Raw genomic sequence first — 25,121 nt, forward strand, 5'->3', positions numbered from 1 at the left:
CTCGAGCCAAATGTATGCGAAAAACCGAGTATATAACGCCTTGCGGGCGGCACCCGAGGCAAATGTATGCGAAAAACCGAATACATGAGGCTGCACGGGCAGACCTCGAGCCAAATGTATGCGAAATTTCGCATACATCGCGCGACCCGGACGCCCCTGGGTGTCCGAAAAATCGCGTACACCATACGACGCGGGCGACTCAAGGATGCTTAGGGTTTCTCCTCCTGTTCCTCCAAATAGGCTTTAAGGACAATCGCATGGTTATGCTGCCGATCTTTGGCGGCGTACAGCAGCGTCACCTTTCCTGAAGCGGAGCTGCTTCGGATCTTCTCCAGCAAAGGTTGAACTTCAGCGCCGGATAACTCGCTCTCGTAACGGGCTTTGAAGGCTTCAAAGCGTTCCGGCCGGTGGCCGAACCAGATGCGCAGCTCGGGGCTGGGAGCGACCTCTTTCATCCATGAAGTCAGCCGGGCTTTCTCCTTGGTCAGTCCGCGGGGCCAGATCCGGTCGATCAATATACGTTCGCCGTCCTCATCAGCTGCAGGGTCATATACCCTCTTTAACTGAATGGTCATCCCGTAACCCTTCCTTTCAGGCGCCTGACTGCGGCGGTCTTTTCTCTAGTATAACCCCGAAAGGCTCCCCTAGAAAAAGCAGGACTCCGCTTAAGATAAATCCGGAACTCCCCATTTCACGATTAGGCCCGCATGAGTCAGGCCACCACCAAATCCGTACAGCAGCAGGGTGTCTCCATGCTTTAATCGGCCCTCCCGAACCCCGAGCCCAAGCGACAGGGGAATGGAGGCGGATGAAGTATTCCCCATATACTCGACGCTGTACAGCGTATCATCCAGCGCAAAGCCCGTCTTTTCGCAGATGGATTCAATCATCCGCAGGTTGACGCTATGAGGGACGAACCAGTCGATATTCTCCGTCGTCATGCCGGCGCGGGATAACAGCTCTTCGATACCTGAAGTGACGGTGCGAACCGCCCATTTATACACTTCCCGTCCGTTTTGAACCATTTTTCCATGGCCTTGAAGCGGCTGCCCTTTGAGCGTCTTCGACAACCCGGAGCGATACAGGTGCGCGCCGCTGCTGCCATCGGTACCTTGGATCGATGCAATAAAGCCCGGATCGTTCTCCTCGTATTCCACCAGCACCGCTCCCGCTCCGTCCCCGAACAGAATGCAGGTCGTCCGGTCCGTGTAGTCGGTTACTTTGGACAGCGTTTCGCCGCCGACCACGAGAATTTTGCGGTGCACTCCCGAGCTGATCAGGCCATTGGCGATATGCAGACCGTAGGCGAACCCGGCGCATGTGGCGTTCAAATCAAACGCTCCCGTGCTGCGGATAGCGAAATGCTCTTGAATGAGGCAGGCAACGCTCGGAAAAGCATAATCCGAGGTAGTAGTGGCTACGATGATCAGATCGACATCCTCCAGATTGGCGTGATACGTATCCACGAGGTTCTCGATTGCCCGGATGCACAGATCTGAAGTGAATTCGCCATCGCCGCTGATCCGGCGTTCTCTCATCCCGGTCCGCTGCACGATCCATTCATCGCTGGTTTCGACGAGCTTTTCCAAATCGGTATTCGTTAATCTTTGCTCGGGCACGTACGTCCCGATCGCCGTGATTTTCGCACGGGAAGCTGGAATGTTCATTTCTAAATCGCTCCTTATCATGGATTCTGCATTCATGGTCATTCGATTCAAAGTATAATTAATATCAAGTATTAGTACTTGGTACTAATTATATGCAAATGAAACAGACTTGCAACCCCCAAAAAAGGGACTCCCCAACTTTTGTTGGAAAGTCCCCTGTCTTGCGAGAGTATCTGATAGAACCAACACTCACCGTCGACGACACGCACCCCAGATGTACGCCATGCCTTTGCGAATGATGGGAAACAAAACGCTGTGGAACAAGGCAAAAAAGGCGTGAGTGAGCATAAAATTGCCGGATGAATGTTTGACGTTTCGATACGATGTGGGCAAACCTCAGGTCGTCAGCTTCGCATAGCTGATAAAGAACACCATCATTTCTCCCACGATCACGTAATTTGGTACCTGATAGAGCAGGTCAAATGCTGCACAGCATGCCAGGATTCCTAGCAGTATCGCCAAATGATAGGGTCTTAACCGCAGATGCGGATGTCTATAAAAGTGAAAGACCAGCGTGGTGGAAAAGAAGTAAAGAAGCACGGATCCGAACACGAACATCAGCATAAAGAAATACTGGAGCTGCTGCTGATAGAGCAGTTGAATAGAAGCGGCGATCATGCTCATCGATAAATAAATGAATAGGTGGCCGTAAATAATGGTTTGTCCGGCGGTATGCCTGTCCTTATTCACTTTGGATTCGATATTATCGAAGTACTGCCACCAAATGGCGATGATCAGCAGGCTTGTGAACGCCACGAACAGAACCGATGACAGATTCCAGTGATTAAACTGCAGCACGGCGAGTATGCTGACGACGGATTCACCTAAAAGGATGAGCGTAAATAGGGCAAAGCGCTCGAATAAGTGAAAGGTGTTGATCGGCGTTCTTACAAGATGGCGGCGTCCGATCAGGGGGAGGATAATATCGACGGCAATCCCCAAATACAAAATGGCATACCGAATCCACGAGTCGAAAAATAGTGATCCGGATGATACCAATATGCCGAATACAAAGTGTTTTCCCAAATAGGCTGCAGTCGTTTGTTGATGACCGGATTTCGTTCGATGCATCAGCAAATACTGTACGGCCGTCAATGCTCTTGAACCGATATATCCCACAAAGAAGGGGACGTAGTACCGGTCAAAGTCCGTGGATAAGCTCGCCGTCATGATTATGACGAATAAAAGCTGAAGAATGATCAGCACCCGATGCAGAAAAACGTCTTGGCCGAACCGGTTCACGAAGAGCGTTTGTCCGACCCATGCCCACCAGACGGGAATAAAAATCAGAATGAATTTCAACAAATAGGCGAGCGGAATAATCCCATCCTCGACATGTGTTAATACATGCGTTGCTTTTGAGACGGCTGCCACCAATATCAGATCGTAAAATAGCTCCAGCCAGGTGACTTTTTTCTCGACCATACGCTTTGAAATCTCCTCCTTTAATTGGACGCATACAGAGATAGGCACAACATACGGCTCTGCCTCATCTTGCGTGATCATTTAATTATATCTAATTTGACCTCATGGTCTATAAGTTCGAAGAACTATGGTGAGGCTGCAAGGGAAACGGAAGCGTGTTCCGTATGGCCTCATCATACTTGAGGGGCAAAATGGTTTTACACTTATTTACAACGTAACAATGTTATGTTACATTGGTTTGCGAGGAGGCGATGTCATGAACGAAGACGATCTGATTTCGAAAAAGGAACTGCTGGAGCTGACAGGCATCTCCTATGGGCAGCTGTACCGCTGGAAACGCAAAAATCTGATTCCCGAAGAATGGTTTGTCCGCAGGTCTTCCTATACAGGCCAGGAAACCTTTTTTCCCAAGGATAAAATATTGCAGCGCATCGAACGCATCAAGAATATGAAGGATGATTTGTCGCTGGATGAGCTGGCGGACGTATTCTCACCAAGCTCCCTGATCGAGTCCCTTTCCCCATCCGACCTCATCAAACGTAACATTGTTACGGAACTTGCGATGAAACTGTTCGAGGAAAAAATGGGAGCCCAAGAGGCATTGTCCTTTAATGGCATCCTGGCGGTGTATGTACTGCAAAAACTCCTGCAGAGCGGAGAAATCACGCAGGAGGAAGGAAAAATGCTGATCGCCGTTATGCGCGAGCACTACGGGAAGATGGAAGGCAAAGCCGGCGAGCTGGTGCTGGTCCGCAAAATGGGCATTCCTTTGCTATTTTTGGCTGAATCGGCAGAACAGATGTATTTTGACAAGGATGTAAAATGGATCTTCCGGCTGTCCCTGGCCGCATCCATGGAGGAACTGAAACTGAAGCTGAACGAAACGGAGGCCTGAGCAGAATGGAAAACAGATCGGATCTGACCCTTTCCGGCATTGGCAAGGCGCAAGGCGGGGCTTATTCCAATATCAGACTGGACGGCATGACCAAAATTAACGGCAATACAGAGTGCATCTCGCTGGGCAGCAACGGAACCCTCACCATTGAAGGCGGGCTGCAAAGCGAGGAGGTTTCCGTGAACGGAACGGCAACGGTGGGAGGAGAACTGTCCGTTAACCGGATGGTTCTCGACGGCATGGTCACGGTTAAGGCACATGCGGCCTGCCATGAGCTGCTGACCGTGAATGGACGCTTGTCGATCGGCGGGCGACTGGAAGGGGAGAAGGTCGAGATCAGCGGCAGCCTGAAAACGAGGGACGACGTTCAGTGCGAGGTATTGTCGGTCCATGGTGGCGTTAACATCGACGGTCTGCTGAATGCGGGATTGATCGACATCAAGATGAACATGGCGTGCAAGGCGCAGGAAATCGGAGGGGAGCGTATAACGGTCAGAAGACTCAAGAAGCACAGCGTTCTGGAGCAGTTCGTTCCCGTGCTGTCCGCCAAGCTGCAGGCTCACACCATCGAAGGCGACGAGCTGGATTTGGAACATACCGAAGCGGAGATCGTGCGCGGCAATGACGTCAGAATCGGTGCGGGCTGCAAAATCGGGCGCGTGGAATACAAAAACAGCCTGAAACGGGACGGCGACGCGGTCATCGGATCGGCTCATCAACGATAAAATTGATCATGTCTTCAAAGGAGGAATCAAGCATATGATGAGGAACGGGAATTCCAGCGGCAGCCGCGGCGACATCAGAATCACGGGTAGCGGCAGCTCGAACGGCGGAGCCTTTCATCAAGTCAAAATCATGGGCGATGCCGTGATCAACGGAAGCACGGATTGTGAAACGTTCAAATGCCTGGGGAATGCCGAGGTGAAGGGCTCGCTTCATGCGGACAGTACTTCCTGCAATGGTACGCTTAAGGTAGCAGGCACCATGAGCGGCGGCAGTATGAAGGTGCAAGGAGAGGTCCGGGTGGCTGGCGAGCTTACCGCAGGAACGCTTTCCGTCAATGGCGAGCTTGCCGTGGGCAGCCGCATGTCGGCGGATAAGGTCAAAGTCACGGGCCAGCTGGACGTGAACGCAGATTGCCAGATGGAAGAAATGCTGGTCAGAGGGACGGTCGAGGTCAACGGTATGCTAAACGCCGGGCAGGCGGATCTCAAGCTGTATGGACCCAGCCGTCTGCGGGAACTCGTAGGGAGCCGGATCGAGGTCAGGAAGGGGATCGGGCTTCCCTTGATCGGCAAGTTCATGCCCCTCACGGAGGGGACGCTTACAGCGGAAATCATCGAAGGGGATACGATCGTCCTGGAACATACCACTGCGGCCGTCGTCCGAGGCAGAAGCGTCATCATAGGACCTGGCTGCAATATCGGGCTTGTGGAGTATAAGGATGAATTCAAGCAGGACAGCGAAGCTTCGGTGTCACAATTGGTGCAGACAGGTTTGTAGATAGCCGTCCATAAAATGCAGAGCCGTATCAACCGATATACTTTGGGGTAATGCTGAATAAATAGCGCGCAAGGAGGCTGATATTCATGAAAGTCATCATTACGCAGGAAGAAGCGGTGGAAAAGGGAATCTGGCCGGACGTGATGAAGATGTTCGGCGTGGATCAAGAGGATGAGGTATGGCCTAGCGAAGAATATATTTTGACCGAGGCACAGGCCCGGCAGCTGAATTTGCTCCCTTGAGCCAAGTCTTGCTGATTCAATAGAACAAGAGGGTGAAGGACATGGCGGTAATCTATGCTGTACATCTTGAACAAATGCTTCATCCGGAATGGCTTGATAAGGCTGCTGCGCATTTACCGCAGGAGGTCCGCTTGAAGGCGGCAAGGTACAGGGCGGAGCAGGATGCAAGACGCGAGATCGTCTCGGCCGTGCTGAAACGGGTTGTTGCCTGCGAGAGAACCGGTATTGCTGTTGATCAGGTTCAATTTACGAAGAATGACTATGGCAAGCCATCCCTGAAAGGTTATCCGGATTTTCACTTTAACATATCGCATTCAGCGGATTGGGTCGTCTGTGCAGTCAGCACGGAGGGCCCTATTGGCGTCGACATCGAGCAGATCGGCGAAGCGGAGGACGAGGTAGCCCGGCTGTGCTTTACGCACACTGAGCTTGAACGATGGCGGCATTGTCCTGCCGACCTTCGGGACGGTTTTTTTTATGAATTGTGGACGCTCAAGGAAAGTTACGTGAAGGCGATCGGTATGGGACTGTCCGTTCCGTTGTCATCGATTGGAACGGAAAAATATGGAGATGGTTATTACATATCCTGTAATAAAAAGGTCGACACCTGTCGATATATGAAAAGTATGTCGATTGATGACGAATACGCATGTTCAGTCTGTGTACCTGCAGAAGATGGAGAAATCTTATTCCAGAATGCCACCATGAATGAGATTTTTATCTCTTTTATGGAATTAGTAGGAAAACATCTGTGAAAATTCACACAATGTTCATAGTTCTATTTCCCTTTTAGGTATTTTATTTTTAGGGATATAGTCACTTTTATTTCCTATTCATGGGATAAATTTACCTGTACTTGGACGCAAACATGGTATATATTAGTAATAAAATTGGATATGGTTTACAGGGGGTCTGCCCAGACCCATACACCATAACCAACCGAGAAAAGTGGTAAACCTCCTCGAAAGAGAGGGACACAAAGCTAAAGGGGCTTACAGTGATCGGTACCGATCGCGAATGCCAGCCAGCTGCCGAATGACGTATTCGTTATTAAACGAACTCTACTGACGGCTAGTAGAGTTTTTTTGTTGTGTTAGCCTTTAGTTCAGCAACTATGAAAAAGCAAAGGAAAGATGAAGATGTCGCTTTTAACAACGGGGAAATCCAGTATAGCGGAATGGAAACCGGTGATTGAACAATTGGAAGAACGCACGATCCTTCGCATTCAATCCGCCGTATCGCCTCGCACGCTGCAAAAACACGTTTATACATGGCCGCAGGATGTTAAACAGATGATTCAGAAGGCGCAAGCATCGGGACGATTTAATCCGGAGGCCTTGCTTGGTACGGCCTGGAGCATGCTGCTGATGAAATATTTAAGAAGAGAAGAAATTGCTTTTGCCGTGCTCGCTTCTGCGGAGAAGGCTTACCCGCTTGTCATGGCGGCGGAGGGAGAAACACCGCTTCAGCAGCTGATGCAGCAGGCGGGGTCTGCGATGGAGACGAATAGCCTGAAATCTGTAAGCTTGCGTGAGCTTACGGATATATGCGGACTGGAAGGCGCGCTGCCTCTGTTCAATACGGCCATCCTGACAAGCTGCGGCTTGACTCCTGCTGAACTCCAGGGCAAGTTCGACGTTGTTGTCTCGTATCAAGGCGATGGTGACAGCGGACTTGAGATTTGGTATGCGGAACATATGTTTACGACAGACTCCATCCGCCGGATGGGAATGCATCTGCAGAATATGATAAGCGAATGTGTGTCTGTACCGGGTGCGATGCTGGGCGAGATCAGCATGCTGTCAGAGGAGGAAGTGCAGCAGCTGTCGGCCTGGAACCGCACGGAGCAGCCGGTCGACCTGAACTGCACGATTCATGAAATGTTCGAGGCGCAGACGCGGAAGACACCGGATCAGACCGCTATCGTTTATCAAGACGAGGCTTTGACTTACCGGGAACTCAATGAGAAGGCGGACAAGCTGGCCCGGATTCTGGTACAGAAGGGTGCCGCTCCCCAAACTATTGTTGGCATCATTGCGACGCCTTCCCTCGAGATGATCGTGGGCACGCTGGCCATTTTGAAAACAGGGGCCGCTTATTTGCCGATTGACCCGGCTTATCCGGCTGATCGGATTCTTTATATGCTGGAGGACAGCGGCACACGGATCCTGGTAACGGAGCCGAAAGTGCAGCTGGGCGGGAAGATACATTTCCAAGGCGAGATGATTTGCGCCGCTGAAGCGCTGAATGGTAAGGAGACCGTAGGCGACACGGATGCCACCGGGACACATGCGCCTGAAGCGGCAACGTCCAATGATCTTGCCTATATCATCTATACCTCCGGATCGACCGGACGGCCGAAAGGCGTTATGGTCGAGCATCGCTCGCTCGTGAATCTGTGCGCGTGGCATAACAGGGAATTTGGCGTGACCGGCAAGGACCGGGCCACCAAATATGCGGGCTTCGGCTTCGATGCCTCGGTGTGGGAAATCTTCCCTTACCTCGTAGCTGGCGCTTCCATCTACGTCATCCCCGAAGACATCCGTCTGGACTCCGGGCAGCTTCATGCGTACTTCAAAGATAACGCCATCACGATAAGCTTTCTGCCGACGCAGTTTTGCGAGCATTTCATGACGCTCGACCAGCCTTCGCTGCGGGTACTGCTTGCGGGAGGGGACAAGCTGAAATCGTTCAGCAAGCAGGATTACGACTTGTATAACTGTTACGGTCCGACGGAGAATACCGTGGTAACGACCGCCTACCGTGTCACGGCGCTGGAGGAGAATATCCCGATCGGACATCCCGTCGATAACACGCAAGTTTATATAACGGATGCTTATGGCCATTCGCAGCCGATCGGCATTCCCGGAGAATTATGCGTCGCAGGCCAGAGCCTCGCGCGCGGCTACTTGAATCAGCCCGAGCTGACGAATGAAAAGTTCATTGTCAGCGAGCTGGCTGGCGGCGGACGTATGTACCGTACGGGCGATTTGGCCCGGTGGACGGAGGACGGAACCATCGAGTTCCTCGGACGGATCGACCATCAGGTGAAAATCCGGGGATTCCGGATCGAGATCGGCGAGATTGAACATCGCCTTCTGCAGCATCCGCAAGTATCCGAGACGATCGTCATCGACCTGGACGACGCCTCGGGTCAGAAATATCTGTGTGCTTATGTCGTAGCGGACGGTGCATTCACTTATGCGGACATGAGTGCGCTTTTGTCCGAACATTTGCCGGAGTACATGGTGCCGGCCAAGCTGGTGCAGCTGACGGAGCTGCCGCTGACGGCCAACGGCAAAGTGGACCGGAAGGCGCTGCCCGCCCCTGTAACGACGGTGGATGAGGAGCAGTTCGAGGCTCCGGCCGGGGAGTGGGAAGAGGGGATTGCTTCGCTGTGGGGCGAGGTGCTTGGACTCGGCCGCATCAGTGCATGCGAATCCTTCTTTATGGCAGGCGGAGACTCGCTGAAGGTCGTGATTTTGCAAACGAAGCTGGAACGGCGCTTCGGCGTATCCGTGCCGGTGAGCCTTTTGTTCGGGCGTCCGACGGTGCGCGAGCAGGCCGAGTGGCTTGAAGCAGCCGTTCATAACCGGATCGCAGAAGGCGAAGGAGCGGTGACCCTTCAAGCCTCCTCTGCCAAGCCGATCGTAAAAGGCCCCGTTCAGGAACGTTACCCGGTAGCTTCCGCCCAGCGGAGACTGTATTTCATCGAGCAGATGGACCAGGTGGGTACGGCATACAACGCGCCGTTTGCCTTCCGGATCGAAGGTCCGGTCGACCGGCTTCCTCTGGAGCAGGCGTTCCGTTCCATGATCTCAAGACATGACGCATTCCGCACCTCCTTCCATTGGGAGGACGACGAGATCGTGCAGCGGATTCAGGAAGAGGTCCAATTCAACCTGAATGCGTTGGAATCCGCCGAGAACAGCCTGCAAGAGCTGCTGCACTCCTTGATTACGCCGTTCGACCTCGCCCAGGCGCCGCTGGTTAGAGCCTGGCTTATCCGCTGCGGATCGGACGAGAGCTCCGTGCTGCTGGTGGACTTCCACCATATTGCCGTCGACGGCGTATCGGCTAACGTATTCTTCGATGAAGTGGCACGCCTGTATCGCGGAGAGAGCCTGGAAGAGCTGCCGATCTCATTTGCCGATTTTGCCTTGTGGCAGTCTGAAACGACAGGAGCAGACGGCGGCGAGGAGCAGCGGGCGTATTGGGAGACAACCTTATCGGGCGAGCTGCCGATTTTGCAGCTGCCGACGGATTTCGAGCGCCCGGCCAAGCAAAGCTTCCGCGGGGAAACGGTAACGATTCGCCTGGACGCTGACGCGGCGGGTAAACTCAAGGCATTCGCGCTTTCTACGGGAACGACGCCATTTATGGTGCTGTTCGCCGGTTATCATGCGCTGCTGGCGCGCTACACGAACCAGGAAGATATGATCACGGGGGTTCCGCTAGCCGGAAGAATGCATGAAGAGATCCAGTCTCTCATCGGCATGTTCGTGAACACGATGCCCGTACGATGCTACCCGGAGAAGCGCAAGCCGTTTGCCCAGCTGCTGCAGGAGGTCAAGAGCGCGCTGCTGGATACGTTCGAGCACCAGGATTATGAGCTGGAGGAGCTTGTCCGCTCGCTGAATATTCCGCGGGATCCGAGCCGCAACCTGCTGTTCGATACCCTGTTCGTCATGCAAAATACAGGCAAGCTCGAGCTTCGGCTCAAAGAGGCGAACGCTTCCCTTCACGACTATATCCATCCGATTTCCAAATACGATTTGATGGTGGATGTGACCGAGGAAGAGGAGAGTTTCCGTATCGACTTGCAGTATTGCACGGACTTGTTTGAACGGCAAACGATCGAAGCGTTCGGCAGCCGTCTGATGCGGATGCTCACGGATGCGATCGAACATCCGGACAAGACGCTGTGCGAGCTGGATATGCTGAGTGCCGAAGAAGAAGAGTTCGTCGTGCGCCTTCTCAATGACACGGAGTCTCCATACCGGGACCACATGACAATTCATGGACTGTTCGAGGAGCAGGTTCAGCGTACGCCGGACAAGGCAGCTCTTGTCTTTGACGACCGGGCAATGTCCTACCGCGAGCTGAATGAACGCGCCAACCGGCTTGCCTATACGCTGCGGACCAAAGGCGTGAAGCCGGATCAGGTGGTCGGGCTGATGGTGGACCGCTCGTTTGAGATGATTATCGGACTGTTGGCGATTCTGAAGGCGGGGGGCGCGTATGTGCCGATCGATCCCGAATACCCTGAGGACCGCATCATTTACATGATGGCCAACAGCAACACCGAGCTGCTGTTAACGCAGGCCCACTTGGCAGGCAAGGTCGATTTTGCAGGGGAAACGCTGCTGGTCGACGGCGAAGAAGCCTACAGCAACCATACGGAGAATCTGCCGGCCGTCAACGGACCTTCGGACCTGCTCTACGTCATTTATACGTCGGGCACGACAGGCAAACCGAAGGGCGTCATGATCGAGCACCGGAACATCGTGAACCTGCTTCATTATGAATGCGAGGCTACGAACGTGGATTACAGCAAAAACGTGCTTCAATTCACCACAATCAGCTTCGACGTCTGCTCACAGGAGATCTGGTCGACGCTGGCGGCAGGCGGCACGCTGCATCTGATTACAGCCGATCTGCGCATGAGCGTGGGTGACCTGCTGACGCATATCGAGAAGAACGATATTCAAATCCTGTTCATGCCGGTGTCTTTTCTGAAGTTCATCTTGAACGAAAAAGAATATGCGGACCGCTTCCCGTCCACCGTTAAGCATGTCATCACGGCGGGTGAGCAGCTGATCGTGCCGGAGAAATTCCGCGCGCATCTTACACGGCACGGCGTGCATTTGCATAACCATTACGGTCCTTCGGAGACGCATGTCGTCACGACGCATACGATCGACCCGTCCGGGTATATTCCGGAGCTGCCGCCAATCGGCAAGCCGATTGCGAACACGCAAATTTATATCGTGAACGATCATTTGCAGCCGCAGCCGGTCGGGATTGCGGGCGAACTGTATATTGCCGGCGACAACGTGGGCCGGGGATATTACAACAACGAAGAGATGACAAGGGAGCGTTACGTGCCGAATCCGTTCAACAAGGGTGAGCGCATGTACAAGACCGGCGACTTGGCGAGATGGGCCAAAGACGGAACGATCGAGTTTCTGGGCCGACTGGACCACCAGGTCAAGATCCGCGGATTCCGCATCGAGCTGGGCGAGGTGGAGAACAGCCTGCTGAACCATGCGTCGGTGTCGGAGGCGATCGTCGTGGCCAAAGAGGACGGCAAAGGCGGTCACTATCTGTGCGCTTATTTCACGGCTGCTTCGGATCTTGCGAACAGCGAGCTCAGGGAGCATATCGGCAAGCAGCTGCCGGACTATATGATTCCGTCCTATTTCATGCAGCTGCCTGAAATGCCGCTGACGCCAAACGGCAAAATCGACCGCAAAGCGCTGCCGGAGCCGGATGCATCGCAAGGCCGGAGCAAGGATTACGTGGGTCCCCGAACAGAGCTGGAGCAGATCGTCGCGGATGTATGGCAGTCCGTGCTGCTGGTGGAACGGATCGGCATTCACGACAACTTCTTCGAGCTTGGCGGACATTCGCTCAAAGCCACCGTTGTGGTGGCAAGGCTTCAGAAGCAGTTTGAAATCGGCATGAACGATATTTTTGAATATCAGACGGTTGCGGCGCTGGCAGGCAAAATCAAGCCGAAAACCAATCATCTTCATACCCGGCTGGAGCAGGTCAAGCAGCTGTATGCCGGATTGAAGGACCTCGATTTCTCGGAGGAAGAGGCAGGCTATGAAGACCGCAACCGGAGGTATGACTCCTTGGATACCGAACGGGTCAATGGCTATTCCGATATCCTGCTGACGGGTGCAACAGGCTATCTGGGTGCGCATCTGCTCTATGAAGCGGTGAACGGCAAAGGATGGAACGTCCATGCGATCGTCCGCGGCGGATCGGATCAGGAGGCTCAAGAGCGCCTGAAGGCTAAATGCGCCTATTACTTCGGCCCGGATTGGTTTGATCGGGTCGGCCAAAGCATACATGTTCATGCGGGCGACATAACCAAGGAGCGTCTGGGATTAACGGAAGAACGGTACGATGAACTGGGTAAGCTTACGGATGCGGTGTTCCACGCTGCGGCTAACGTGAAGCATTACGGCAGCTACGCGGACTTTGAATTGCAGAACGTCAAGGCGACGGCGAATCTTCTTGATTTTGCGGCCCAGGGAAAACCGAAGCATATGCATCATATTTCGACGCTCGGCGTCGCTACCGGAGTTATTGACGGAGGACCGCATACGTTCTTTACGGAATACGATCTGGACTTGGGACAGCAGTTTGAGAATTATTACGCCAAGACCAAGTTCGAAGCTGAACGGCTCGTGCTGGAGGCGCGGGAACGGGGAATCGTCACGAACATTTACCGCCTCGGCAATATCGTTTTCCATTCCGCAACGGGAAGATTCCAGGAGAACATCGCCGATAATGCGTTCTATACGACGCTGAAGTCGTTCATGGAGCTTGGCACGGTATCCGGAGAGAACAATGAGATCGACTTTACTTATGTGGACCAGTCCAGCCAAGCGATCCTGATGCTTGCCGACTGCCAGGCGCTACAGAACGAGGTGTTCCATATCGCCAACCCGCATGAGGAAAATGTCGGTGCCGTGCTGCAGCAAAACCCGCTGGGCCGGTCAGTGGAGCTGCTTCCTTTCGACGGATTCATCGATTACCTTCATGCCCATTACGACGACGAGCAGTCCAAGCATGTCATCGAGCAGATCATGCTGCATTACGGCTGGATGGAAGAAACGATCTTTACCACCTTCTTCAAAATCAGCTCCGACAAAACGGTGCGAATTTTGTCGAAATTTGGTTTTGAGTGGTCTTCACTGAACTTATCAATGATCAAAAACATGTTTGAACACTGTAAAAAAGAAGGATTTATGTAGTTCGACATAATTCTACAAAATTCGGTAAATTCTTCTTTACAAATCTAGCATTTTTGCTTATCCTTTCATTAAACCAATATTTTCATAACAGATGGGGGAAGATCAAATGTACACAATTAATTACGACCCTGCTCAAAACCGTGTCAATGTTAAAGTATTCGAAATTACCAAGGACGACGTAGACAACTACATCGCAGACTTCAACAAAGCTCTTGAGAGTGTAAAACCAGGCTTTATCGGCATGACCGATTTGAGCGAAGGCAAATTGTTCACGATGGACGTTGCCGAAAGACTGAGCCACCTCGGCCAGCTGTCTGTGGATCATGGATTGTCCAAATGGGCCTACTACACGGGTTCCGCCGTATCCAAACTGCAAATGAAGCGCATGTTCGGCGACGTGGTTGATTCCTTTGAGAAGCTGGAAGACGCAGAAGCGTTCCTGAAAAACTAATAAAAAAATTTAATGCACCCGGTGTCTTATGGCACCGGGTGCAATTAGATAGGTGGAGTGGAGAAGCACCATGAAAGACAAACATCCCAGCATGCAAAATTCATTTCAGAAGATGGGCCTGCAAGGGGCGGGGTTGTTTTCAGGAGCCGTACTGGTCATTAACGTTATCTGTTTTTTGCTTGGGCTTCCCGGCTTCGTTGGACTCATCATCAGCCTGGTATTGACGGTCCCGGTCAGTTATGGCATAGCAGCCTGGCTGCTGCGCTCGGCCGGTGTACGCTCTGATTCCGCAGCAGCGGCATCCTACACCGAAGCGGAGCTGCAAGGTCTGAAGGTGTACAGCGATGGAAACGGCAAGAACAGCCTTCCGCAGGGGATGGCTCAATATCAGGACTTATCGGATCAGGTGAGCGGCAAAATTTCGCAAATCGCGGACACGATCGAGCAGGTAAAAGGCAGCGCCGAAATGGGCTTCTATGTATCGGATATGATCAAGGAAGCAACGCTTGGCGTAACCGCCGATTCCAATGAGCAAACCGAGATGATCCGGATCAGCTCGAATACGGTAGGCGATGTCGTCGGGGCGATCCGGCATATCTCCGGAAGCGCAGACGAGGCGGCCGTGGCTGCAAACGAATCTTCCCTCAAGGCTATGAAAGGCCAGGAATCGATTCTGCAGGCCATTGGACAGATGGATGAGGCTAATACGACGGTTCATTCCCTGGTGGACATCATGAACCGCCTGGACGAAAGCTCGCGCAAGGTCGTCTCGTTCGTCTCCATTATCCGGGAGATATCCGAACAGACCCATCTGCTTGCCTTGAATGCGGCGATCGAAGCCGCCAGGTTCGGCGATGAAGGCCGTGGATTCTCGGTCATTGCCAGCGAAGTGCGCAGTCTGGCGGAGCAATCCTCACAATCGGCCAAGCAGGTTACACAGGTCGTCACCGAAATTTTGAAAGAAACGGTACAAGCGGTGAACTCAACGAAGATCGTTGCGGGACAAGTGAACGAGGGACTGCGAGTCGTGAATGAAGCGGGTGAATCCTTCGAGTTCATCAAGCTTTCGATCGGTGAGGTCGCGGGCCAAATGCAGGAGGTATCCTCATCGGTTGAAGAGATCGCTGCTGGTGCCGAGCAGCTGGCCGCTGCCATGCAAAAAACGGAGCAGATTGCCGTGAAGACCACGTCTGAGATGAATAGCGTCACGCAGGCTGTGGAAGAACATCATGCAATCATGCAGCAGATATCCAGCGCGACCGAATCGTTAAACGGGCTTTCGGAGGAGCTGGACCTTATTCTTCAAGAGTATCGAGGCATCGTGGGTCATGAAGAAGAGGCAGTGCCGGCTCCTCTAACCAACTAACGGACACCGGGGGCAGTATGCTAAAGATTCACCGTGCTGTGCTGTCCTCTTCTTTCCATTTTAGGTCGATGCCGAAAAGGCGACTTTGTTCCGCTGAGCGCGGAAAGCAAGGTCGCCATTTTTGATATATGGATCATGCGGAGCAGCTTCAGGCCCGTATATGCAGCCCGTTGAATTAAAAATTCGGACCGCTGACCCCGTCCTCGACGATCTGATCCTTGGTGCCTGAAGAATCGCCGCTGCCCGGTTCAACCGAATGGACGGCGATGAGACGGTTTTGGGGACGGTAGGTGTCGCGGGAAATCCGCTTGCGTTCCACCACGTTTCCGTTGACCTTTTTCACCTGATAGGTTTCGACGATATAACCCGGCTTGCCCTCCTGGAGCACTTCCTGCGCACCCACCGGAACGTCCTTGTTATTGACGAATTTGTCCGTCACAGGCAGCGTCTCGACGGTGCGCGATTCGACGGAATACTCGGTATTCTTCGGAAGCGTGCCGAAAAACTTGACCGTCAGCGTATTGTCGTCGACGTAAGAACGAATAACCAGGGACTTGCCGGTCGTGTTTTTGAAACGGAAATTGATAGAGCCCTCGGCAAAGGTCGCGTCCTGTCCCTTTGGCAGATAGCTGACAGGCAGGGAATGATTGCGCCGTTCGACAATCTGCAGACCGGTACGCAGGGCAGCGTTATATACGGTGCTGGAAACTTGGCAGATGCCCCCGCCGATTCCCGGAACGAGCTTGCCGTTCAGAATGACGGGAGCTTCGCGGAAGCCGTACTTCGCTTCGGCCGTGGCGATGACCTTTCCGTAATCGAAAATATCTCCCGGCTTCAGCACCATGCCGTCGACCGCTTTGGCAGCCGAGCTCACATTGTATGCGCGTCCCGCGGCGCTGGTGCCGAGACTGGTGCTGAACTCGATGATTTTACGGTCGACCCCTTCCTCCCTCAGTGATCCTACGGTGACTTTGGGATTCAGCGTATATAAAGGAAGCTTAATTTTGAATGCTGCACCTGCGGCCTCCGAATCCGGGAAGCTTTTTGGAATGGCGGCGGTCAGGGTGCGTGTAAATGTCTCCCAGTCGATGCGAAGCGCGGAGCTCTCCGGCGTATAGACGACTTCATCTGTCTTCGTAATCCGGCGCGAAGCATTCACAGGTTGGCCAAACTGCTTCTCCTCCCAACGAGGGCTGAATCGCTGCTTGATCAGGGAACTGTTCCAGTGCGGCTGAATCGGCCAATCACGGACAAACTGCCGGCGCGCCTCGAATCGATCGTTCCAGCTGCCTTCGTAAAGGGAGGCTACCGCAGTGCGGAAGGCATCGGCTTCAAACGTTATCCCGGCGCTGCGAAGCGGCATCGTGACATCCGGCACATTATCGGCTTCCATGGTCAGGATGAGCGGCTTCTTGTGAAGCTGATCCAGCTTGGCATCCAGCTCTTTCAGCACGTCATCCTTCTTTTTCCCGCCCACATCCCAGCCGCCCACTTGCACATGCTCAGGGATCGTATTCGAACTGATATACAGATGGATCCATCCGGCGGTGACGGAACCGATCAGCACGAAACTGGCAATGATGATCAGCATTAAATGAACTTTTTTCATGGCTCCCACCTTTTTTCGCTTCGTATAGAACGTGATTGAGTCTATTTTTCATATATATGTAAAACTTTTGGGAAAATTTCGGGTACTCAAAAGGTAACAAATTTGTTACAATGATAAACATCGTGATGATTTCTAAAGTTTTTTAAAGGAATTAGCTGGAACGTGTCGAAATTATAATGGCTAATTATGTAATTAGGAAGTGATAATGAAGTGATTGAAATGCAGGATGTATGGAAGACCTACCCGAATGGAACCCATGCGCTTCAAGGGGTATCCGTCAAAATTGACCGCAACGAATTCGTATATGTCGTCGGCCCGTCCGGCGCAGGTAAATCGACATTCATGAAGCTCATTTATCGGGAAGAAGTGCCTACGAAAGGCCAGATTTCGGTAAACGGGTTTAATATAGGCAAGCTGAAGCAGCGCAAAATTCCTTACGTCAGACGCAACATCGGCGTTATTTTTCAGGATTTTCGACTATTGCCGAGGCTTACTGCTTATGAAAACGTGGCATTCGCCATGGAAGTCATCGAAGCGCCGAAACGCCAGATGAAAAAACGCGTCATGGAAGTGCTGGACCTGGTCGGGCTGAAGTCCAAAGCGGGCCGCCAGCCGGCACAGCTCTCAGGCGGTGAGCAGCAGCGCATCGCCATTGCCCGCGCCATTGTGAACAACCCCTCGGTTATTATAGCGGACGAGCCTACCGGCAACCTCGACCCCGAAACCTCCTGGGGCATCATGCAGCTGCTCGATGAAATCAATTTCCGCGGCACCACCATTGTGATGGCTACTCATAACAAGGATATCGTGAACACGATGCGCAAGCGCGTCATCGCGATCGAACAAGGCAATATCGTGCGCGACCAGCTGAGAGGAGAGTACGGATATGACTTTTAACACCTTCTTGCGGCATTTGCGGGAAGGGGCGAAGAACGTATTCCGCAACGGCTGGATGTCAGTCGCGTCGATTGTATCCATTATCGTATCTCTATTCATTTTGGGCGTATTTATTCTGCTTGTACTGAACGTAAACGCCGTCGCCGACAAAGCGGACAAGCAGGTGCAGATCCGGACGTACCTGAACCTGAACGTGGATCAGAAGCTCCGCGAGACGGTGCAGAAGGAAATTGCCGCCATGCCCGAGGTCAGCAAGATCGATTTCATATCGAAGGAAAAGGGACTTGACGATTTCCGCGAAAGCATGGGTGATGAGGGCAAGGACCTGCTCGAAGGCTTCGACAAGGACAACAATCCGCTGCCGGATGCGTTCAAGATCGAGGTATATGAGCCGACCACCGTTCCTTTCGTGGCCAAGAAGATCGAGGCACTGAATACGAGCCACACCGATCAGCAGCCGATCATGAAGGTGAAATACGGCAAAGGCACGATTGAGACACTGTTTAAAGTGACGCGCGCGGTGCGCAACATCGGCTTTATTTTCGTGGCGGGACTTGGTCTGATGTCGATGTTCCTGATCTCGAATACCATTCGGGTCACGATTCTGGCCCGCCGCAGGGAAATCGGCATCATGAAGCTGGTCGGCGCGACGAACGCCTTTATCCGCTGGCCGTTTTTCGTGGAGGGCACGCTAATCGGGCTGATCGGGTCGGTGGTTACCGTGCTGGTTCTGTTCTTCGGCTACGACCGTCTTGTATCATCGGTGGGCTCGGATATATCGCTGCAAATGTCGCTGCTGCCTGTAAGCGAAATGTGGCAGTGGGGCGTGCTTTTGTTAATACTCGGCGTACTCATCGGGATGTGGGGAACGACCCTTTCCATCCGCAAATTTTTGAAGGTATAGACCAATCACGCAAGTTGCTGCAATGTCGGGATGACTCCATACGGGAAATTATTTGAAAAGAAGGATGGGGAGCGCAAGTTGAAAAAGATAGCCACTGTCATGGCCGTCATTTTGTTGGCGGCAGCCGTATTCCAGCCCTCGGAGGGCTATGCGAAGAAAAGAACCGTCGATCAAATCGAACACGAGATGAGAGTTCTGCAGCAGCAGGCGCAGGCCGCCAAGGCTCAGAAGGAAAAGGCGGAATCGCAGAAGCAGGAAGCGGAGCATTATAAAAACAAAACGACGCAAAATTTACAATATGTGCTGGGTCAAATCGAGCAGGTCAGCAACAAAATGACCCGCATCTCGGTTCAAATCGATGACACGCAGGATAAGCTCCATGAGACAGCTACTGAGCTGGATGCGGCCGAAGACCGGATTCAGTCCAGGGAAAAAATGCTGGAATCCCGCGTCAGATTGATGTATACGGACGGCAGCGTTTCTTACCTGGAAGTGCTCATGTCCTCGACCAGCTTCTCGGATTTCCTGGAGCGGGCCGATTCGCTGAAGAATTTCGTCGACCAGGACAAGGATCTTCTGGAGCAGCACAAGAAGGATAAGGCACTCGTGCTGGACAAGAAGAAAGAGCTTGAAGGGCAGTATGCCAAAGCCAAGGACCTGTATGCCGAAATGGAGAACCAGAAGGCGATCCTGAACGAAAACGAGAAGCAAAAGCAAATCCTCATTGCCAAGTATGATGAGCAAATCGAGGAATCGGACGATATCAGCGAAGAGCAGAACGAAATGCTCGTAAGCCTGGTCAGCAAGCGATCCGCCCTCCAGCAGGAGAAGAACAAGCTGAAGGCGGAGGCCGCAGCCAAGCGCGCGGCGGCTGCCAAAGCGGCAGCGGCGAAACGCGCGGCTGCAGCAGCGAAACGCGCAAGCACTTCCGTGGCCAGCTCCGGCGGGTTCACTGGAAGTGGCGGCCCTCTGTTAATGCCGGTCAGCGGGGCCCGCATTTCATCGGGATTCGGCCGAAGAGTTCACCCGGTTACGGGCGAAGTCGGCAAAATGCATAAGGGCGTCGACCTGGCCGTTCCGGAAGGAACGCCGATCCACGCCGCAGATGAAGGAACGGTAACCCTGGCCGAATGGTGGAGCGGCTACGGCAACTGTGTTATTATCGATCATGGAGGCGGCATGTGGACGCTTTACGGCCACATCCGCAACGGTGGAATCAAGGTCAAGGTTGGCGATCATGTCAGCCGCGGCCAGCTGATCGCGGAATCCGGAGCGACAGGACAGGTTACAGGTCCCCATCTGCATTTCGAAGTACGTGAGAACGGTACCGCCGTCAATCCGATGCCTTATTTGTAGGCATATAAATATTCCGTACAAGCTGGACATATACTAGAGTGGTTGGAACGGGTCTTATGGAGAGCTTGACCGGAGAATAAAAGGCGGTGATCACACTTGAAGAAACGTACGGTCGTATTTTTGGTCCTTCTGGCCATGCTGGGCGGAAGCGTACTGACACTGGCTTTGACAGGATCGAGCTTCGCCACTCAGGCTACTTCAGGGCAAGGCGTGCTTGCAAGCATAACTGGTGGACTGAAGCAGGACGAAGCTAAAAAAATAGGCGCAGCCCTGGATCTCATCCAGTCGAATTATTATCAGGATGTGGACCGCGGCAAATTGGTGGATGGTGCGATCAACGGGATGATGCAGTCCCTCGACGATCCGTATTCCTCCTACATGGGCAAGAAAACGGCGGAAGAGTTCGAGGAAACCATTGAGGGCTCCTTCAGCGGCATCGGCGCCGAGGTGTCATCCGAGGATGGCAACGTCGTCGTCGTATCCCCGATCAAAGGCTCGCCTGCGGAAAAGGCAGGGATCCGGGCCAAGGACGTCATCCTGACTGTGAACGGTGAATCACTGCATGGACTGGAGCTGAATGATGCGGTAGCGAAAATTCGCGGTCCCAAAGGCAGCGAAGCCAAGCTGACCATCAAACGCAGCGGCTCGGCCGCTCCGATCGAATATACCATCGTCCGGGCGGATGTCGATGTTGAGACGGTGAAGGCTCACATGGAACCGGGCAAAATCGGTGTTATCGAGATTACCCAGTTCTCTCTGAATACGGGCGAACGCTTCAAACAGGAGCTGTCCAAGCTCGAAGGCGAAGGCATGCAGGGTCTGGTCATCGACGTTCGAAACAATCCTGGCGGCGTATTGTCCGTCGTGATTGATATCGCCGAGCAATTTGTGCCGAAAGGCAAGACGATTGTTCAGGTCGAAGACAAGGACAAGAAGCGCGATCAAAGCCTGTCCAAGGGCAGCGGCAAGTCCTATCCGGTCACCCTGCTGATGAACAAAGGCAGCGCCAGTGCCTCGGAAATTTTGGCTGGAGCGCTTCAGCAATCTGCGGGCGCGAAGCTGATGGGCGAAAACTCCTTTGGCAAAGGCACCGTGCAAACGAGCTTTACCAAACAGCTCGGTGACGGCAGCCTGCTGAAGATTACGATCGCCAAATGGCTGACGCCAAACGGAAGCTGGATCCACAAGAAAGGCATCAAGCCGGATATCGCGGTCGCTCAGCCGGACTATTTCTCGGTAGCGCCGATCAATAAAGAGGCAACGCTGAAATACAACATGAACAACGCGGATATCAAGAGCGCGCAAGTCATGCTGGATGCGCTCGGATACAAGCCGGGACGTAAAGACGGCTTCTTCGACCAGAAGACGGTAACGGCAGTGAAATCGTTCCAGAAAGAGAAGAAGCTGAGCGAAAGCGGCTCGGTGGACGCGAAAACGGCAGAAGCGCTGGAATCAGCCCTGATCGAGCATATCCGCGATCCGAAAAACGATAACCAGCTCAAAGCGGGGATCAAAGAAGTTCAGAAGGAAATCGCGGCAACTGCGGCGAATCATTAAAGAAGGCTCTTCAGCCTTCTTTTTTCTTTGGGTCGCAAACAGCCGCGATTAGGGTTGTTAAACATAGGTTTCATCAAGGAAGGAGAGTGGCATAGACTTTGGAAGTGGTTTGGGAACTGCTGTGGAATTGGACGGATGCTCTCGTGCAGCTGCTGCTGCAGCCGTTTTACTATATTTCGATTCTATTCATGATGCTTGTATATCGCAGGCAGGTGCTGCTCGAAAGGAAGCTGTTCCATGTCCGGCTTCACAGCTGGGGAATGCAGACCTGGCGCACGTTCATCGGCGGCCTGCTTGCAGGGATCAGCGTGTCTGTCGTCATCGCTTTTCTTGGCATTTCGCTCTCGCAGCAGGCTGTCTGGTGCATCTGGATCGTCGCTATCATCCTTTTGCTATTTCGCGTGCGGTATTTATGCTTCGCCTATTCAATCGGCATTCTGGGTGTCATTCAGTTCGTTCTTGGCTTCTTCCCGGATTGGAATCCGGGGGGCTGGACCGGAACGGCAGCCGATACCATTCGGGGACTGGATATTCCTGCACTGCTGGCGCTTGTCGCCGTCCTGCATTTGGCGGAGGCGCTGCTGGTTAAGCTGCAGGGCGCGGGATTTGCCAATCCGGTCTTCATGGAGAGCAAACGCGGCAAGCTGGTCGGCGGCTATCAGATGCAGGCATTCTGGCCGATACCGCTTTTCCTGTTGATTCCGGCCTACACCACGGGAGCTCAGCTACCGTGGACGCCTTTGCTTGGAGGGGATGGCTGGAGTGGCGGGTTCAGTATGGCGGCCCTGCCGGTCGTCATTGGGTTCAGCGAAATGACCCAGAGCATGCTGCCGCAGCTCAAGGCGAACAAAACCTTTAAACGTCTGCTCGTTTACAGCATCGTCCTGCTCGCACTCAGTCTGCTGGCGTCGTGGTGGAAGCCGCTCATGATCGTCGCGGCGCTGGTCAGCTTCCTGGTGCATGAGGGCTTGCTGTGGTACAGCCGCCTGGAGGAGCAGCAGAATAGCCCGATGTTCGTGCATCCGCCGCAGGGACTTAAGGTGCTGGCCGTTATTCCGGGCAGCCCGGCCGAAAGCCTGGGTATCCAGGCGGGTGAATCGATCGTGAAAATCAATGGCATTTCGATCCGTACAAAGGAACAAATGCATGCCGCCTTGCGTAAAAACTCCGCGTTCTGTAAGCTGGAGGTTCGCAATCTGCAGGGGGAGAGCAAGTTTCTGCAGCGTGCCATTTACGCCGGAGATCATCATCAGCTCGGAGCGATTCTTTCGCCGGACCCCGATGCGGGAGTGGCGCTCGTCATGAAGCCCGTCAGCGTGTTTCAGCTGATCGCGATGAAGGTGCAGTCCCGAACGAAAACGGGCGAAGCGAGTGTTGAGAAAGCGCATGACCGTAATGATGCGGCTGAAATGTAAAACGAAGCCTGGATCCCCATTCGTGGATCCAGGCTTTTTCGAGGCCCAGGATTACAAAATCAGGTGGGGATATCGGTTGGGTGAAGATGGGTTTCACATCGGATCTGATTTCCCTACGATGATTGGAAGCAAATAAAAAAGGCAGGAAGCTTATCGGCTTCCTGCCTTTATAGGATGAGCGGATCTATGAGAGCATGAATACATCGTCTGTTGTTCCGCCACTATTCTTTCAGCTGGCGCAGCACGATAATTTCCACGCGCCGGTTTTTCTGCCGGCCTGCATCCGTGGTATTGTCTGAGGCAGGACGGGTGTCCGCATAGCCTGCGTACTGGAAATCCTCCGAGTTCAGATGCTTGCGGTCCAGAAAATACCGGAGGACCGAGAGGGCGCGGGCACCTGACAGCTCCCAGTTATCCTTATACTTGGAGGCATACACGATCGGGAGATTATCTGTGTGGCCTTCGATGCTGATCGTGGTGTGAAGCTCTTTGAACAGGCTGGCGAGCTTGTCCATGACAGGCACGGAACCGGATTTCAGATCAGCCTTGCCGGCATCGAACAGGAATTTGTCGCTGAGCGTAATGGAGATGCCCTTCGGCTGATCGGCCACGAAAATTTGGTCCTCCAGCTTGTTGTCCTTAACGTAGCTCGAGATAACCTTCATCAGGTTCTGCAGCTCCTGTTCCTGCTTGCGGAAGGCAAGCTCGCGGTCAGAGAGCTTGCCTTCGCCTTGCTGAGGCTGCTGCTGAGGCTTGGCCGATGTATCCGGGTTCCTATGATTGTACTTGTCCGCCGTGCCCGTTAAGCCGGAACCCTGAGTCAAAATGGAGTCGCCGCTTTTAAAGGTCAGCTGGAGCGACTGGGTTATCTCTTTATACTTTTGCGTATCCAGACGGCTCATGGCGAACATCATGACGAAGAAGATCAAGAGCAGCGTGATGAGGTCGGCATAGGTGATGAGCCACCGGTCTCTGCCGTTATCGCCGCCGTCTCCCCGGTTCCGTCTCCTTGGCCGGTTAGTCCGCTGTCTCATCGAATCCCTCCTTCATCGCAGGGACATGATAACGTTCCACGGGCGTGAAGGATATGAGCTTTTTGCGGACCAGATTCGGATGCTCGCCGTTTTGCACGGCCAGGATGCCCTCGAGCAGAAGCTCCATATTCTGAATTTCATCGGCGCTGCGCGACTTAATCTTGGACGCAATGGGTAAAAAGATAATATTGGCGCTGGCAACGCCGTACAGCGTGGCCGTAAATGCAACCGCAATCGAGGGTCCAAGCTCGGTGGGTTCGGACAGGCTGCCAAGCACGTGGATCAGTCCCATGACGGTACCGATAATCCCCATGGTAGGGGCATATCCGCCGGCGGATTCGAATATTTTGGCGTAGCTTTCGTGCTTCTGCTCCACCGCATCGATCTCGAGCTCCATGATCTGCTTTAGCAGCGTGTCATCCGTTCCGTCCACGACCATTTGTATGCCTTCGCGCAAAAATGAGTTCGGGTGGTCCTGAACGAGACGCTCCAGAGACAACACGCCGTTACGGCGGGCGGAAGTCGCCATGTTGACCAGATCCTCGATCAGCTGGTCGGTATTGTCGCTCTGCTTGGTAAAGGCGAAGCGCAGCGCCTTGGGAATCGTTTTGAGCCTTGCCAGCGGGAAGCTGACGACGACGGCAGCGATGGTGCCTCCGAACACGATGAGCGCCGCCGCTCCTTGCATAAGTCCGTTAATTCGACCTCCTTCCCATAAAAAGCCTCCTATCAGCGCGGCTAGGCCGGCCAGTATGCCTATAATGGTTGTCATTTCCATGTTGTCGGTACCACTCCTATCCATGAGTTTG

Annotated in this window: 19 protein-coding genes and 1 riboswitch; of the genes, 13 read left to right on the forward strand and 6 right to left on the reverse strand. The window is 53.3% G+C overall.

What is annotated here, in order from left to right; genetic code table 11:
• Positions 1–209: 209 nt before the first annotated feature.
• The 3 genes from ACTHPM_RS18395 to ACTHPM_RS18405 all read right to left on the reverse strand — a co-directional run bounded on the left by ACTHPM_RS18395 (position 210) and on the right by ACTHPM_RS18405 (position 3,092).
• Positions 210–575 (reverse strand): DUF488 domain-containing protein, encoded by a 366-nt coding sequence (locus tag ACTHPM_RS18395; protein WP_440396309.1) that lies wholly within the window; start codon positions 573–575, stop codon positions 210–212.
• Between the two features lie 90 nt (positions 576–665).
• Entirely contained in the window at positions 666–1,667 is a 1,002-nt protein-coding gene (locus tag ACTHPM_RS18400; RefSeq protein WP_440396307.1) for a ketoacyl-ACP synthase III, read from the reverse strand.
• 336 nt (positions 1,668–2,003) lie between these two features.
• Positions 2,004–3,092: a low temperature requirement protein A gene (locus tag ACTHPM_RS18405; protein WP_440396306.1), complete on the reverse strand. Its 1,089-nt coding sequence runs from the start codon at positions 3,090–3,092 to the stop codon at positions 2,004–2,006.
• Positions 3,093–3,348: 256 nt separating this feature from the next.
• On the opposite strand from ACTHPM_RS18405, the gene ACTHPM_RS18410 reads away from it, so the two are divergent.
• The 8 genes from ACTHPM_RS18410 (at position 3,349) to ACTHPM_RS18445 (ending at position 15,540) form a co-directional block, all read left to right on the forward strand.
• Entirely contained in the window at positions 3,349–3,987 is a 639-nt protein-coding gene (locus tag ACTHPM_RS18410) for a YhbD family protein (RefSeq protein ID WP_440396304.1), read from the forward strand.
• Positions 3,988–3,992: 5 nt separating this feature from the next.
• Entirely contained in the window at positions 3,993–4,712 is a 720-nt protein-coding gene (locus tag ACTHPM_RS18415) for a polymer-forming cytoskeletal protein (protein WP_440396303.1), read from the forward strand.
• A gap of 34 nt (positions 4,713–4,746) precedes the next feature.
• On the forward strand, positions 4,747–5,490 hold the full coding sequence (locus ACTHPM_RS18420; protein WP_440396302.1) for a hypothetical protein: 744 nt from the start codon (positions 4,747–4,749) through the stop codon (positions 5,488–5,490).
• A gap of 86 nt (positions 5,491–5,576) precedes the next feature.
• Positions 5,577–5,732, forward strand: coding sequence for a hypothetical protein (locus ACTHPM_RS18425; RefSeq protein WP_440396301.1), 156 nt, complete (start codon positions 5,577–5,579; stop codon positions 5,730–5,732).
• A 41-nt stretch (positions 5,733–5,773) separates the two neighbouring features.
• On the forward strand, positions 5,774–6,487 hold the full coding sequence (locus tag ACTHPM_RS18430; protein ID WP_440396300.1) for a 4'-phosphopantetheinyl transferase family protein: 714 nt from the start codon (positions 5,774–5,776) through the stop codon (positions 6,485–6,487).
• Between the two features lie 185 nt (positions 6,488–6,672).
• A riboswitch (cyclic di-GMP riboswitch) is annotated at positions 6,673–6,768 on the forward strand.
• 103 nt (positions 6,769–6,871) lie between these two features.
• Positions 6,872–13,723 carry an amino acid adenylation domain-containing protein gene (locus ACTHPM_RS18435; RefSeq protein ID WP_440396299.1) on the forward strand — a complete coding sequence of 2,284 codons (6,852 nt, stop codon included), beginning with the start codon at positions 6,872–6,874 and terminating at the stop codon, positions 13,721–13,723.
• 106 nt (positions 13,724–13,829) lie between these two features.
• Positions 13,830–14,174, forward strand: coding sequence for a hypothetical protein (locus ACTHPM_RS18440; protein ID WP_440396297.1), 345 nt, complete (start codon positions 13,830–13,832; stop codon positions 14,172–14,174).
• 91 nt (positions 14,175–14,265) lie between these two features.
• Positions 14,266–15,540, forward strand: coding sequence for a methyl-accepting chemotaxis protein (locus ACTHPM_RS18445; protein ID WP_440421624.1), 1,275 nt, complete (start codon positions 14,266–14,268; stop codon positions 15,538–15,540).
• 175 nt (positions 15,541–15,715) lie between these two features.
• On the opposite strand, the gene ACTHPM_RS18450 is transcribed toward ACTHPM_RS18445, so the two are convergent.
• On the reverse strand, positions 15,716–17,149 hold the full coding sequence (locus tag ACTHPM_RS18450; RefSeq protein WP_440396295.1) for a VanW family protein: 1,434 nt from the start codon (positions 17,147–17,149) through the stop codon (positions 15,716–15,718).
• A 210-nt stretch (positions 17,150–17,359) separates the two neighbouring features.
• Here ACTHPM_RS18450 and ftsE point away from each other — a divergent pair, with 210 nt between their 5' ends.
• The 5 genes from ftsE (at position 17,360) to ACTHPM_RS18475 (ending at position 23,278) form a co-directional block, all read left to right on the forward strand.
• Positions 17,360–18,046, forward strand: a complete 687-nt coding sequence (ftsE, locus tag ACTHPM_RS18455; protein WP_440396294.1) for a cell division ATP-binding protein FtsE — start codon at positions 17,360–17,362, stop codon at positions 18,044–18,046.
• Positions 18,036–18,950, forward strand: a complete 915-nt coding sequence (ftsX, locus tag ACTHPM_RS18460; RefSeq protein ID WP_440396293.1) for a permease-like cell division protein FtsX — start codon at positions 18,036–18,038, stop codon at positions 18,948–18,950. Before ftsE ends, ftsX begins: the two co-directional genes overlap by 11 nt.
• 78 nt (positions 18,951–19,028) lie before the next feature.
• Positions 19,029–20,306 carry a murein hydrolase activator EnvC family protein gene (locus ACTHPM_RS18465; protein ID WP_440396292.1) on the forward strand — a complete coding sequence of 426 codons (1,278 nt, stop codon included), beginning with the start codon at positions 19,029–19,031 and terminating at the stop codon, positions 20,304–20,306.
• Between the two features lie 135 nt (positions 20,307–20,441).
• Complete coding sequence (locus ACTHPM_RS18470; protein ID WP_440396802.1) at positions 20,442–21,863, forward strand: S41 family peptidase; 1,422 nt, start codon at positions 20,442–20,444, stop codon at positions 21,861–21,863.
• Positions 21,864–21,961: 98 nt separating this feature from the next.
• Positions 21,962–23,278, forward strand: a complete 1,317-nt coding sequence (locus tag ACTHPM_RS18475) for a PDZ domain-containing protein (protein WP_440396291.1) — start codon at positions 21,962–21,964, stop codon at positions 23,276–23,278.
• Positions 23,279–23,499: 221 nt separating this feature from the next.
• On the opposite strand, the gene ACTHPM_RS18480 is transcribed toward ACTHPM_RS18475, so the two are convergent.
• The gene (locus ACTHPM_RS18480) at positions 23,500–24,312 is read right to left on the reverse strand and encodes a flagellar motor protein MotB (RefSeq protein WP_440396290.1); all 813 of its coding nucleotides are present in this window, start codon (positions 24,310–24,312) and stop codon (positions 23,500–23,502) included.
• Positions 24,296–25,090: a flagellar motor protein gene (locus ACTHPM_RS18485; protein WP_440396289.1), complete on the reverse strand. Its 795-nt coding sequence runs from the start codon at positions 25,088–25,090 to the stop codon at positions 24,296–24,298. The genes ACTHPM_RS18480 and ACTHPM_RS18485 overlap by 17 nt, the downstream gene beginning before the upstream one ends.
• Positions 25,091–25,121: the final 31 nt, after the last annotated feature.

It is taken from the genome of Paenibacillus sp. SAFN-054, assembly GCF_051966755.1.
GTDB lineage: Bacteria > Bacillota > Bacilli > Paenibacillales > Paenibacillaceae > Paenibacillus_AQ.

Excerpts from the sequence above, each read along its gene's own strand:
- ACTHPM_RS18395 (WP_440396309.1), bottom strand. The coding sequence starts at position 575 with ATGACCATTCAGTTAAAGAGGGTATATGACCCTGCAGCTGATGAGGAC.
- ACTHPM_RS18400 (WP_440396307.1), bottom strand. The coding sequence starts at position 1,667 with ATGAACATTCCAGCTTCCCGTGCGAAAATCACGGCGATCGGGACGTAC.
- ACTHPM_RS18405 (WP_440396306.1), bottom strand. The coding sequence starts at position 3,092 with ATGGTCGAGAAAAAAGTCACCTGGCTGGAGCTATTTTACGATCTGATA.
- ACTHPM_RS18410 (WP_440396304.1), top strand. The coding sequence starts at position 3,349 with ATGAACGAAGACGATCTGATTTCGAAAAAGGAACTGCTGGAGCTGACA.
- ACTHPM_RS18415 (WP_440396303.1), top strand. The coding sequence starts at position 3,993 with ATGGAAAACAGATCGGATCTGACCCTTTCCGGCATTGGCAAGGCGCAA.
- ACTHPM_RS18420 (WP_440396302.1), top strand. The coding sequence starts at position 4,747 with ATGATGAGGAACGGGAATTCCAGCGGCAGCCGCGGCGACATCAGAATC.
- ACTHPM_RS18425 (WP_440396301.1), top strand. The coding sequence starts at position 5,577 with ATGAAAGTCATCATTACGCAGGAAGAAGCGGTGGAAAAGGGAATCTGG.
- ACTHPM_RS18430 (WP_440396300.1), top strand. The coding sequence starts at position 5,774 with ATGGCGGTAATCTATGCTGTACATCTTGAACAAATGCTTCATCCGGAA.
- ACTHPM_RS18435 (WP_440396299.1), top strand. The coding sequence starts at position 6,872 with ATGTCGCTTTTAACAACGGGGAAATCCAGTATAGCGGAATGGAAACCG.
- ACTHPM_RS18440 (WP_440396297.1), top strand. The coding sequence starts at position 13,830 with ATGTACACAATTAATTACGACCCTGCTCAAAACCGTGTCAATGTTAAA.
- ACTHPM_RS18445 (WP_440421624.1), top strand. The coding sequence starts at position 14,266 with ATGCAAAATTCATTTCAGAAGATGGGCCTGCAAGGGGCGGGGTTGTTT.
- ACTHPM_RS18450 (WP_440396295.1), bottom strand. The coding sequence starts at position 17,149 with ATGAAAAAAGTTCATTTAATGCTGATCATCATTGCCAGTTTCGTGCTG.
- ftsX (WP_440396293.1), top strand. The coding sequence starts at position 18,036 with ATGACTTTTAACACCTTCTTGCGGCATTTGCGGGAAGGGGCGAAGAAC.
- ACTHPM_RS18470 (WP_440396802.1), top strand. The coding sequence starts at position 20,442 with ATGCTGGGCGGAAGCGTACTGACACTGGCTTTGACAGGATCGAGCTTC.
- ACTHPM_RS18480 (WP_440396290.1), bottom strand. The coding sequence starts at position 24,312 with ATGAGACAGCGGACTAACCGGCCAAGGAGACGGAACCGGGGAGACGGC.
- ACTHPM_RS18485 (WP_440396289.1), bottom strand. The coding sequence starts at position 25,090 with ATGGAAATGACAACCATTATAGGCATACTGGCCGGCCTAGCCGCGCTG.